At 64.9% G+C, this 11273-nt stretch carries 10 protein-coding genes and 1 tRNA gene; 6 read left to right on the top strand and 5 right to left on the bottom strand.

The features are described 5' to 3' along the window. From VFG49_RS10415 to VFG49_RS10395, 5 genes are all read right to left on the bottom strand, one after another. Nucleotides 1–1739 (bottom strand): SLC13 family permease (locus VFG49_RS10415; protein ID WP_324860161.1); only part of this gene is annotated, 1739 nt, incomplete at its 3' end. 367 nt (nt 1740–2106) lie between these two features. Then, nucleotides 2107–2811: a tRNA (guanosine(46)-N7)-methyltransferase TrmB gene (gene trmB / locus VFG49_RS10410; protein ID WP_324860154.1), complete on the bottom strand. Its 705-nt coding sequence runs from the start codon at nt 2809–2811 to the stop codon at nt 2107–2109. A 144-nt stretch (nt 2812–2955) separates the two neighbouring features. Next, a complete protein-coding gene (locus tag VFG49_RS10405; RefSeq protein ID WP_324860159.1) occupies nt 2956–3756 on the bottom strand; it encodes a thiazole synthase in 801 nt (266 codons plus the stop codon). 57 nt (nt 3757–3813) lie between these two features. Continuing rightward, entirely contained in the window at nt 3814–4014 is a 201-nt protein-coding gene (thiS, locus tag VFG49_RS10400) for a sulfur carrier protein ThiS (protein ID WP_324860157.1), read from the bottom strand. A gap of 93 nt (nt 4015–4107) precedes the next feature. Next, on the bottom strand, nt 4108–6381 hold the full coding sequence (locus VFG49_RS10395) for a DUF6600 domain-containing protein (RefSeq protein WP_414649103.1): 2274 nt from the start codon (nt 6379–6381) through the stop codon (nt 4108–4110). Nucleotides 6382–6673: 292 nt separating this feature from the next. On the opposite strand from VFG49_RS10395, the gene VFG49_RS10390 reads away from it, so the two are divergent. The 6 genes from VFG49_RS10390 (at nt 6674) to VFG49_RS10365 (ending at nt 11219) form a co-directional block, all read left to right on the top strand. Further along, nucleotides 6674–6747 (top strand) — tRNA-Gly (locus VFG49_RS10390). 51 nt (nt 6748–6798) lie between these two features. Next, a complete protein-coding gene (locus VFG49_RS10385) occupies nt 6799–7254 on the top strand; it encodes an ATP-dependent zinc protease (protein WP_324860150.1) in 456 nt (151 codons plus the stop codon). Beyond that, nucleotides 7251–8147 (top strand): 30S ribosomal protein S6--L-glutamate ligase, encoded by an 897-nt coding sequence (rimK, locus tag VFG49_RS10380; RefSeq protein ID WP_324860148.1) that lies wholly within the window; start codon nt 7251–7253, stop codon nt 8145–8147. The genes VFG49_RS10385 and rimK overlap by 4 nt, the downstream gene beginning before the upstream one ends. A gap of 324 nt (nt 8148–8471) precedes the next feature. Then, nucleotides 8472–8954 (top strand): hypothetical protein, encoded by a 483-nt coding sequence (locus VFG49_RS10375; protein WP_324860146.1) that lies wholly within the window; start codon nt 8472–8474, stop codon nt 8952–8954. A gap of 311 nt (nt 8955–9265) precedes the next feature. Further along, complete coding sequence (locus tag VFG49_RS10370; RefSeq protein ID WP_046972192.1) at nt 9266–9952, top strand: response regulator transcription factor; 687 nt, start codon at nt 9266–9268, stop codon at nt 9950–9952. Further along, nucleotides 9936–11219, top strand: coding sequence for a HAMP domain-containing sensor histidine kinase (locus tag VFG49_RS10365; RefSeq protein WP_324860143.1), 1284 nt, complete (start codon nt 9936–9938; stop codon nt 11217–11219). The genes VFG49_RS10370 and VFG49_RS10365 overlap by 17 nt, the downstream gene beginning before the upstream one ends. Nucleotides 11220–11273 lie beyond the last annotated feature (54 nt).

Here is an 11273-nt window from a genome sequence, read left to right as displayed (position 1 = left end):
TCCTTCCCGCGATAACCACCGGGGCCCGCCACCATCATCAAGGCCGGATGGCCTGAGCTCAGCAGGAAAGTGTTGGACGACGACACCGCAACGATCAGCGCGTAGGCCGAGGGATTGTTGCCGGTGGCTACGGCGACGCTGATGGCGACGGGCACCATCATGACGGTGGCGCCCACGTTGGACATCACCTGGGAGAACAGCAGGGTGAGGATGGCCAGGGCCAACTGCAGGATCCAGTGGTTGGTGTGGCCCAGGTGCTGCAGCACTTCCTGCGCAAGCCACGCGGCGGCGCCGGTGGCGTCCATCGACCAGCCCAGTGGAATCAGGCAGGCGGTGACGAAGATGGTCTTCCAGTTGACGGCCCTGTAGGCCTCATCCATGTTGAGCACGCCCGTTAGCAGCATGCCGATGGCGCCGGTCATCATGGCGACCGAGAGATCGAGATGGGTGAAGAGGGCGAGGCATTTGGCCAGCACGAAGAAGCCCACGGCCTGCCAGATCTTGCCGGGGCGCTGTTCTTCCTTGGGGATGTCGGTGACGACAACGAGGTCCTTGTCCTCGGTGGCAAGGGCCAGGTCGCGCCAGCTCGAATGCAGCACCAGCGTGTCGCCAGCGCGCAGGCTGACGGAACGCACGTCGTCGCGATACACCTGGTCGCCGCGATTCACCGCCAGCACCGAAATGCCGTAGCGCTTGCGCAGGCGAAGTTCGCCCACGGTCTGCTTGATGAAGCGCGAGCTGGGTGGAATCACCGCCTCGGAAATGCCGGCGCGCGTCGGGTTGAACAGTTCACCCAGCTGGCGCATGCGTGGCGACAGCTTGCACAGCTGGTTGTTGGCGAACTGGTTGAGCTGGTCGCGCGGGCCGAGCACGCCCAGTACCGAGCCGACCCAGATGACGTGGTCGGCAGGTGGCGCCATGCGCGAATCGTTGCCGCTCTTGATCGCCAGGATCAGTGGCGCGCCATAGAGCTGCTCCACTTCGCCGATGCTCATGCCGACCAGCGGGCTTTCCGCGGTGACGGTCAATTCCGCCGTTTCGCCCACGATGCCGTAGGTATCGGCAAAGTAGCTCTCGGTGCGGCCCGGCGTCACTTTCAGTCGTTCGTCTTCGCGCTCGGGCAGCAGCTTCTTGCCGAAGAAGTAGAAGAAGCCCACGCCGGTAAGCGCCAGCACGAGGCCCACGGGCGTCACGCTGAAGAGGCCGAACTTGGGGATCGTGTGCGCACCGGCCGGCAGGTTGGCGTTGGAGCTGGCCACCAGGTCGTTCAGCACGATCAGCGGCGAGTTGGCGATCAGCGTGGTGTTGGTGGCGGTGAGGATGCAGAACGCCATCGGCAGCAGCAGCCGGGAAATCGGCACGCCCGTGCGGGCGGCCAGGCGGCTGGTGACCGGAATCATCAACGCAGCGAGAGCCTGGCTTGGAATCACCGCACTGAACAGGCTGGTGACCAGGTTGATGACGACGCCCAGACGCGATTCCATGCCACGCGCCATCCGCATCACGAAATTGGCGGTCAGGCTGAGTACGCCGGCGCGGTCCAGGCCCGCGCCCATGATCATGATCGCGATGATCGCGATGACCGCGTTACCGGCAAACCCGTTGAATACCTTGTCGGACGGGATCAGGCCGGTCAGGCCGATCACCACTACCACCAGCAGGGCCACCATGTCGGCCCGGATCCATTCCAACACCAGCATCAGCATGGTGAAGCCCACCAGCCCGAGCACCAGGATCATTTCGGGGGTGAGCGACAGACTCACTGGCTCGCGCCCCTTGGCCGGGCGTCCTGGCGATGGATATCGATGGGCAGTGGGAGCTTCACGCCTTCAATGACTCGTCCCTGTTTGAGGCGGGAGTATAAGCGGGTCACTACGACGACTGGTGAACCGCGTCGGCAATAAGACGCAACGCCTTCATTCCCTCTTCCTTGCGGAAAGCGGGCAGGGTGATGGGCGGTTGCTTGCGGAAGCGTTGCGGAAGCGACAGGAGCGGCTTTTCGCTTGTGGTGGGGTTGAGGCAAGCGTGGCCCCTCTCCACCGTAAAGGTGGCCACGCCACCATAAAGGTGGCAATGCCCAACCCTCTCGCCGGAGGGGAGAGGGAGTCAGGTTTTGCGGTACAGCAGATCCCACACGCCATGCCCGAGCTTGAGCCCGCGCCGCTCGAAATGGGTTTCGATGCGCCAGTCGGGCTTTTCCGCGTACTGCCCGGGACCCATGGCATTGCGCCAGGCGGGCGCCGCTTCCATCACTTCGAGCATGTGCTCGGCGTAGGGCTGCCAATCGGTGGCCAGGTGCAGCAGGCCATCGGGTGCCATGCGCGAAGCGAGCAGGGCGACGAATTCGGGCTGGATGATGCGGCGCTTGTTGTGGCGCTTTTTGTGCCAGGGGTCGGGAAACCAGATGCGCGCCTCGGCCAGCGTGCCTTCGGGGACCTCGTTTTCCAGCACTTCCACGGCGTCGTGCTTGTACAGGCGCACGTTTTTCGCATCGCGCGCCGCCAGGGCATTCATCAGCCGGCCCACGCCGGGGCCATGCACTTCCACGCCGATGAAGTCGCGCTCGAGATCGTGCTCGCTCGCCCACGCCAGCGCCTCGCCGTTGCCGAAGCCGATCTCCAGTACCAGCGCTGCCGGGCGGCCGAAACGTTCGGCGTAGTTCTGCGGGGTCCCCGAGTAGTCAATGCCGAAGCGCGCCCAATGCTCGTCGAAGGCCCGCTGCTGCGCCGGCGTCATGCGGCCCTCGCGCAGCACGAAGCTGCGGATGCGGCGCATGTATTCGGGTTTGTGGGGGGCGTCGTGGTCGGTCATGGGAATTCCGAAAGCATGGGAACCCCCTCCCCTGCGAAGCAGGGGAGGGTTGGGGAGGGGTGCTCTTCACTTCAGAGCTTTACCCCCTCCCAGCCTCCCCGCTGCGTTGCAGGGGGAGGAGTCGAGGTCTTCTTGTCTCGGCAATCAGCCGATCGTGCCGTCGATCGGACTGGATGCCGAGGCAAAGCGCTTGCGCGGAATACGGCCGGCCTTGAACGCGGCGCGGCCGGCCTGGATGGCCAGCTTCATCGCATGCGCCATCAGCACCGGATCTTTCGCGCCGGCGATGGCCGTGTTCATCAGCACGCCGTCGCAACCCAGTTCCATCGCAATGGCCGCATCGGATGCCGTGCCCACGCCTGCGTCGACGATGATCGGCACCTTGGCGTTTTCGATGATCTCAAGCAGGTTGTAACGGTTCTGGATGCCCAGGCCCGAGCCGATCGGCGCGGCCAGCGGCATCACCGCCACGCAGCCGATGTCTTCCAGGCGCTTGGCCAGGATCGGATCGTCGCTCGTATAGACCATGACGTCGAAACCATCGGCGACCAGTGTTTCGGCAGCCTTGAGGGTTTCCACCACATCCGGGAACAGCGTGCGCTGGTCGCCCAGTACTTCCAGCTTCACCAGCTTGTGGCCGTCGAGCAGCTCACGCGCCAGCTTGCAGGTGCGCACGGCGTCGACCGCGTTGTAGCAACCGGCCGTGTTGGGAAGAAGGGTGAACTCCTCCGGCGGCAGCGCATCGAGCAGGTTGGGCTGGCTGGCGTCCTGGCCGATGTTCACGCGGCGGATGGCGAGTGTAACGATCTCGGCGCCGGCAGCCTGCGTGGCGCGACGGGTTTCGTCAAAGTCTTTGTACTTGCCCGTGCCGGTGAGCAGTCGTGAGCCGTAGCTCTTGCCGGCAATGACCAGGGGATCGGCGGAATCGAACGTCTTGGTGTTCATCGTGGTGTCTTTGAGCTGCGGCGACGCATGGCGTCGCATGGAAGCGGATCGTGGCGATCAGCCGCCGCCGATGGCGTGGACGATTTCAATATGATCGCCGTCCGACAGCGCGTGACTGCCGTGCTGACTGCGCGGGACGATCTCGTGGTTCACTTCCACGGCGACGCGGCGGTTGCCGTAACCGGCTTCCTGCAGCAATTGCGTGACCGTCGTGGCGGGGGCGCAGTCGCGCGGACTGCCATTGAGCGTGATTTGCATCCGCGCATTGTAGCCGCTGGAGGCGACCTTGCCCGAGTCACGCAGCAAAAGGCCCGGCAAGCCGGGCCATGGATGAGGCACGCCGGCGGGGCGTCAGTCGTGCTGATCGTCCTTGCGCGGCGGGTGGCGATCCTCGTGTCCGCCGGACGAGTGCTGCTGTCCTTCATTCTGCGCCGGACGCGGCTGGGCTTGCTGCTGAGGTGCGCGTGGCGGCTCGTAACCGCCGTGAGGCGGCTGGTACGCCTGCTGCGGGCGCGGGTAGCCGCGATCCGGTTGGGCATCGCGAGGTTGCGCGACCTGCCGGGGTTCCTGCCGCATCGGTCGGGAGGTGGCTTCCTCTCGCTGGAACCTTGCGCCATTGTCCTGGTTCATGGCCGGGCGAGGGGCGTCGGGCGCCGCCTGCGGACGCTCGAAGCGGGGAGAGCCGGGCAGCGACCCGGAAGAAGGTTGCGTGCGTGCGGCGCGGTCTTCGTCGGCATTGCGGATGTAACTCACGCCCGGTCGCGGTTGGTTGCCCGCGTTGGCGCGTTCGGCCGGGGACGGCTGGTTGTCTCCCTGCACCTGACGAGAGAATCGACCAGCCTGTTCTCCGCCGGGACGCATTTCGCCCGGGGCGTTGCCGGGCTCGGGACGACGCATGTCCGGTGCTGCCGAAGTCCGGTCCATCGACGGCTGCGGACGTGCGAAGCGGGCTGAGGGAAGTTCGCCCGGGCGCGGCCCTGGCGCTTCGCCGTTGCGCATCACGGGCTGGCGTTCATTGGTGCCTGGTATCGCGTTGCGTTCCGGCACGGCACGTTCTTGGGCCGGCATGTCGGCGACGCGACCCGAGGTGCCAAGGCGATGCGACGGTGCCGCATCATTGAGCATCCGCACGTTGGTCGGGCCCGGCTGGCTGCGGGGTGTGCCACGGACGCCAGGCGCACGATCCGCAAAGTTCGCCGCGGGCGCGTTCCGCGCGACGACCTCGCGATTGAAGCCGCCGGTGGGCAACTCACGGCCGTTGTTGGGACGCGGCGGCGCAAAACTCGCCCGCACCGGCTGGACGCCGGCACCGCGTGGCATGACGGGGGCGTTGGCAAAGCGGCGCGGATCCGCCGTCACCATGTGGCGCTGCGCATTGCGCGCGGCGGCGAAATCCTGGCCGGACATCGCCGTGAACGCACGCGGCGCCTCGCGGTTGAAGTACCGCTCGTTCGGCATGGACCGACCCTGGCGGAAATAGTTGTAATGGTTGTTGATGTTGTTGATCACCACCTGGCGGTTGTTCCGCACGTAGATATTGGTGACGTTGACGTTGGTGTAGTAGCCGCGGCTGGCGCGGTACCACGGGTTGTAGATTTCACCCGGCCCCAGCGGGAACCAGCCCACCGGCCCACCGACGCCGACGGATACACCGAAACCTCCGCCACCCACAAAGGCGACCAGCGCGGGTGCATAGACCGGGCGCACGGATACCGGCCCGGGTACCCAGCACCAGCGGCTGCGGACATAGGCCCAGCGGCCGTAGTGGTACGGCGCGAAGCCCCAAGGCGAGGCATCCACCCACGTCCAGCCCCACGGACCGACATACGCCCAATGCCCATCGCGGTAGGGCGCCCAGTCGGCGCCCACGTTGCTCGGGTACCAGACCTGGCCGTATTCGGGATCGGCCTGCCAGTTGCCGTACTGGTCGAGGTCCTGATAGCCCACCACGTCGTCGGAGACGTAGCGGCCCGATTCGGGCTGGGCATAGCGCTGGTCCCGGCTATTGCACCAGGCGTCAAAATCGTCGCCGCCGCTGACGTCACTGATGGTCACGTTGTTGAGCGTCGAATCGCCAAACTCGTAGGTGCGACCGCCGGCGAGCGCCCGCTGCGCGCCGCCTTCGCCGTAGACCATGCCTCGACCGTTGAAATCGGTGATGCGGGTGGATTTGCCGTCATCGCTGATGTCGACGCGATAGGTGCCCGGTTGATCGACCACCAGAGCAACCGTAGGCGTGTCGATCTCGTAGCTCTGGCCGTCAGCCAGGCCGCGCACGGCCAGGTTCAGCGTGCCCTGGGTGAGCTCCACCTGGGTCAGCTGGTCGTTGAGCGTCAGGAAGCCAAAATCCGAATCGTCGGCGATGCGCAGTGAGCCGCCGCCAAGCTCCAGCTCGGCGCGGCCGCCATTACCCGTCGCCAGGCGATCGCCCGTGGTCAGCGGCCGGTTCAGGCTGGCATCGCCCCAGTCCTTTTCACCGGCAGGCAAGAGGTTCACTTCACCCGCTCGATAGGACAGCCGGGCCGCGCGGGACGGCGGGTCGCCGGCGCCGTTGTCATCGGGTGGTGCAGCCTGGGTCTGTGCCTGTGCTACGCCAGCGGCGCAGATCAGCAATGCCACAGCCATCCATCGCCAACTGCGAGGCGATGTCAGGAAAGCAGGGAGCGAACGCATCGAGTTCTCCGCAAGAGCGCGCGCGAGTCGTCGCGCAGACAGGGTTGGGTCGTCCGCAAAAACGCATGGGCTTCACCGGACGATGACGGCTGCATTATGCGGACCGTCGGTCCAGCGCAAGCAAGGACCTGCCGGGCCGGCGGACGAAAATGATTCAGCGGGCCGCCATGTCCGGTTCATCCGGTGTTGGGCCGGACGGCCGGTTCCAAATGCCGGTAGTCCCGGGTTACCATCGCCCGGCGTTGCGGGTGTAGCTCAATGGTAGAGCTGTAGCTTCCCAAGCTACTGACGAGGGTTCGATTCCCTTCACCCGCTCCAACTCGACCCCACCGAGTCCCTTCCACAACTCTCCTGCGGCGTGCGCTGATAATGGCGGATGTGATCACCCTCGGCTGGCGGGAGCGTTTGGCGTTGCCGACGATTGGCATCGTCACGCTCAAAGCCAAGCTTGATACGGGGGCGCGCAGCAGTTCGCTTCACGTGGATGCGCTGGAGAGTTTCGAGCGCAACGGCGAAACCTGGCTTCGTTTCGCGGTGAACATCGGTGGCCGCCATCGCGCGTCCATCACATGCGAAACGCTGGCGCTGGATCGCCGCGCTGTCACCGACACCGGCGGCCGGCGCACGTTGCGCTGGTTCATCCGGACCGACGTGCTGCTGGCGGGGGAACGCTTCGCCGTCGACATCAATCTGACCGACCGTCGCCATATGCTGTTTCCCATGCTGCTGGGCCGAACCGCGCTGCAAGGGCGTTTCGCGGTCGATCCCGCTCGTTCGTACACACAGCCGCGGCCCGCCGTGGCCGGGGCCCTGGGTGTTTCATGAAGATAGCCATACTCTCTCGCAACACCCGTCTGTATTCGACACAGCGCCTCGTCGACGTCGCCCGTGAGCGCGGGCATGTCGTGCGCGTGCTCGATCCGTTGCGTTGCTACGTACGCATCGCACCGGGCGACATGTCCATTCGCTACAAAGGCAAAGCGTTGCGTGGCATCGATGCCGTGATTCCGCGCATCGGCGTGACCAGCACGTTCTATGGAACGGCTGTGCTCCGGCAACTGGAGATGATGGGCGTGTATACGCCCAATACGTCAGACGCGGTGCTGCGGGCGCGCGACAAGCTGCGTAGCCTGCAGATCCTTGCGGCCAAGGGCCTGGACATGCCGGCGACCGTGTTTGGCGACAACCCCGACGATACCGCCGACGTGCTGGCGATGCTGGGTGAGCCGCCGCATGTCATCAAGCTCAATGAAGGCAGCCAGGGCACCGGCGTGGTGCTTGCCGAAAAGCGCAGCGCATCGCAGAGCGTGATCGAGGCTTTCCGTGGCCTCTATGCCAACTTCCTCGTGCAGGAATTCATCGGCGAAGCCAAAGGCACCGATCTGCGGTGTTTCGTGGTGGGTAAAAAGGTGGTCGCCGCCATGCAGCGCGAGGCCAGTGCCGGTGAATTCCGCGCCAACCTGCATCGCGGCGGTTCGGCCAGCGTAGCGCTGCTCAGTCCCGAAGAACGCCGCATCGCCGTGCGCGCGGCATCCGCGCTGGGCCTGGGCGTGGCGGGCGTGGACATGCTGCGTTCCAAGCGCGGCCCGCTCATCCTTGAAGTGAACGCCTCGCCCGGACTGGAAGGCATCGAGGCCACGACCGGCGTGGATGTCGCGGGGGCAATCATCGAATTGCTTGAAAGGGAAACCACGAACGGGACGCGGGCAGGGGTGTGAGGCTTCGGCGCTGCGCCTGCCATCCATTTTTCCCATGATGGGCATTGCCATCCTCGCTTGCTGAGCCGGCAAGCGGGAGATCTGAACGCGCGAGATGCCGTCGGGTTCGAACATTCCCGCCCCGACCCGTCGCATCTGCCAGTGATATGGGACGCCACCGCAACGGACCGCTCAAGCCTTGCTGCAGATGCCTTCGCTCAAGGTTCCCGAGGTCGGCGGGCATGGAGTGGAGAGAACTTTTGACGCCGTTTCCAGCGCGGGATTACCATCGGATGAGGCCTACGAGGCGAACTCCGAGGGGGAGTGCCGGGCCAGGGAGGAAGGATGAATCGACAATTCTGGCTGCCCCTGATGGCCGCTGTCGCGCTCTTGTCTCAAGTGAGTGTCCACGCCTCGGAATCGAAGCCTGACGTCAAGGCCGAAACCAAGGACCAGTTTGCAGCGGTTGCCGACCATGTGCGTGAGCAGATGGCGTCCGGCGGTCGCTTTCAGTTCGTCAGCAACGAAGAACACACGGCGGTCGACAAGGACCTCAGTGACATGCAGGGCTTGTACGACAAGTTCGGCACAGTGAGTGCGATGGACGCCGACTCCAAGCTCAAGCTCTACAACGCCCAGACCGAGGTGAATGCGATCCTGACCAAGCGCGATGGTGATCGGCGCGTCTGCCAGCAGGAAATGCCCACCGGATCGAACATTCCCAAGACGGTGTGCCGCAAGTACAGCGACATCGAGCGGGACCAGAAGGCGTCGCAGAAATACATGCAGGACCGCATGCAGGTCACGCAGCCGCACGGCGGTCATTGACCGATCGCGGCGCTCGGCGGGGTTAACGCGGCGCTGAGCACCGGTTAACCCCGCTGTAACTGCAACGACCCTATAAAGTCCCCACTGCAATTTGCTTGGCACTTCAACCGCAAGGTCTGGTGACAGCAGATTTCGGTATCGGGGCAGTAGCTTGAGCCCAGGCAAGCGACGTTAAGTCGCCCGGCCTGGGCTTTTTTCTGCCCGGCTTCCGCCTGTTCAGCTTGGCGCCTGCCAGAAGCCCCTTTCCCCCGCTCAAGCTTGTTAAGCTTGCTCCCTCGGCCGGCCTCACGCTGGCTGCGTATGGAGGACGCATGCGCGTACTGGTAATCGAAGACAACAGCGATATCGCGACCAACATCGGCGATTATCTGGAAGACCGCGGCCATGTGGTGGACTTCGCCGGCGATGGCGTCACCGGCCTGCACCTGGCGGTGGTCCACGATTTCGACGTCATCGTGCTCGATCTCACCCTTCCTGGCATGGATGGACTCGATGTCGCCCGCAAGTTGCGGCATGAGGCCCACAAGCAGACGCCGATCCTGATGCTGACCGCGCGCGATGCGCTGGAGCAGAAGCTCACCGGCTTCGAATCCGGTGCCGATGACTACATGACCAAGCCGTTCGCGTTGCAGGAGCTGGCGGCCCGTCTGGAAGTGCTGGCGCGTCGTGGCAAGGGTCCGCAAAGCCGCGTGCTCAAGGTGGGCGATCTCACGTACAACCTGGACACGCTCACCGTCACGCGCGAAGGCAAGTCGATCCAGCTCAATCCGATCGGCCTCAAGCTGCTGCAGGCGTTGATGGAGGCCAGTCCTTCCGTGGTGACGCGCCAGGACCTGGAGCAGCGCGTGTGGGGCGAGGAACTGCCCGACAGCGATTCGCTCCGCGTGCACATCCATGGCTTGCGCGCGGCCATCGACAAGCCGTTCGACAAGCCGCTGATCCACACGCGGCACGGCATCGGATATCGAATGGTCGAACCGGATGCGGTCCAGGCGTAAGCTCAGGTTTCGCCTGGTCGTCTCGTTCGCGCTGTTCGGCTTTGGCCTCAGCGCGTTGTTTGCGTTCGCGGCGCTGAATATCCGCGACCGCGTGGAAGACCAGTTGGTGACGACCGCGCTTCAGCAGGACGTCGACCAGGCGGTGGAGCAGGTTCACACCGATCCCAGCAAGCCAGCAGGTTCCACGCTGATCGAAGCCTGGATGCGCAGCGAGCGGACGCTCTACAACATGCCGCTGGCGTGGCAGGGCCTCGACAGCGGCGTGCACGACATCTACGAACAGGCTTCCGACGGCAAGGCACACCATTACAAATTGGCGGTGCGACGCAAATATGGGCTGATCGGATTCATCCGCTACGACGTCACGCGCGAGGAGCTGGGCAAGCAGCAGTTGCTGTTCAGCGTGATCGGTGCGGTGTTTCTGTTCGGCCTGCTGTCGCTGGTGCTGGGCCTGTGGCTCTCGCGCAAGGTGCTCAAGCCGGTCAGCGAACTGGCGCGGCGCCTGCGCGATTTCCGCAAGACAGGCAAGGCCGAGCCGCTGGCGCCACATTTCGCCGATGACGAAGTGGGCGAGCTGGCGCTGGCGCTCGATGAATATTCGCATCGTCTAACGGCGATGGTCGAACGCGATCGCGAATTCAATTCCGACGTGAGCCATGAGCTGCGCACGCCGCTGGCAGTGATCGCCAGCACCACGGAGCTGTTGCAGGGCTCGCCCGACCTCACCGACAAATTGCGCGAACGCCTGAAGCGCATCGAGCGCTCATCCCGCCAGGCCACCGAGCTGATCGAAGCGTTGTTGCTGCTTTCGCGTGCTGAACGCCGCGGTCCGACGCGAGGCGAAACCACCGAGGTGGCGAAGGTGGCGTCGGACGTCATCGAAAGCCAGCGTCCGCAGATGCGCGACAAGCCCCTGAGCGTGGAGTTGGTGGTGAAGCAGCCAGTAAGCGTCAATGCGCCCGCATCCGTGCTGGCGGTGGCGCTGACCAACCTGATCGGCAACGCGATCAAGTACACGCTCGAAGGCATGGTGACGGTCGAGGTCGGCAGCGATCGCATCGAAGTGATCGATACCGGCCCCGGCATCAAGCCCGAAGATGCCGAGCGGCTGTTTCAGCGCGGCGTGCGTGGCGAGGGTGCCGGTGGCAGCGGCGCCGGCCTGGGCTTGGCTATCGTGCGGCGCCTGTGCGATCTCTACGGCTGGGAAGTGTCGATGCGACCGCGCACCGATACCAACGGCGCCATCGCCAGCATCGTGTTCTCCTGACCAACGCGTCTTTGTAGGAGCGCACCCAGTGCGCGCAAAGCCGACCGGGTGTCG

Origin of the sequence: Dyella sp. (assembly GCF_035685885.1) — a bacterium.
GTDB lineage: Bacteria > Pseudomonadota > Gammaproteobacteria > Xanthomonadales > Rhodanobacteraceae > Dyella.
This window is presented reverse-complemented; position numbering and strand designations above follow the sequence as displayed.

Excerpts from the sequence above, each read along its gene's own strand:
- trmB (WP_324860154.1), bottom strand. The coding sequence starts at position 2,811 with ATGACCGACCACGACGCCCCCCACAAACCCGAATACATGCGCCGCATC.
- VFG49_RS10405 (WP_324860159.1), bottom strand. The coding sequence starts at position 3,756 with ATGAACACCAAGACGTTCGATTCCGCCGATCCCCTGGTCATTGCCGGC.
- thiS (WP_324860157.1), bottom strand. The coding sequence starts at position 4,014 with ATGCAAATCACGCTCAATGGCAGTCCGCGCGACTGCGCCCCCGCCACG.
- VFG49_RS10395 (WP_414649103.1), bottom strand. The coding sequence starts at position 6,381 with ATGGCTGTGGCATTGCTGATCTGCGCCGCTGGCGTAGCACAGGCACAG.
- VFG49_RS10385 (WP_324860150.1), top strand. The coding sequence starts at position 6,799 with ATGGCGGATGTGATCACCCTCGGCTGGCGGGAGCGTTTGGCGTTGCCG.
- rimK (WP_324860148.1), top strand. The coding sequence starts at position 7,251 with ATGAAGATAGCCATACTCTCTCGCAACACCCGTCTGTATTCGACACAG.
- VFG49_RS10375 (WP_324860146.1), top strand. The coding sequence starts at position 8,472 with ATGAATCGACAATTCTGGCTGCCCCTGATGGCCGCTGTCGCGCTCTTG.
- VFG49_RS10370 (WP_046972192.1), top strand. The coding sequence starts at position 9,266 with ATGCGCGTACTGGTAATCGAAGACAACAGCGATATCGCGACCAACATC.
- VFG49_RS10365 (WP_324860143.1), top strand. The coding sequence starts at position 9,936 with ATGCGGTCCAGGCGTAAGCTCAGGTTTCGCCTGGTCGTCTCGTTCGCG.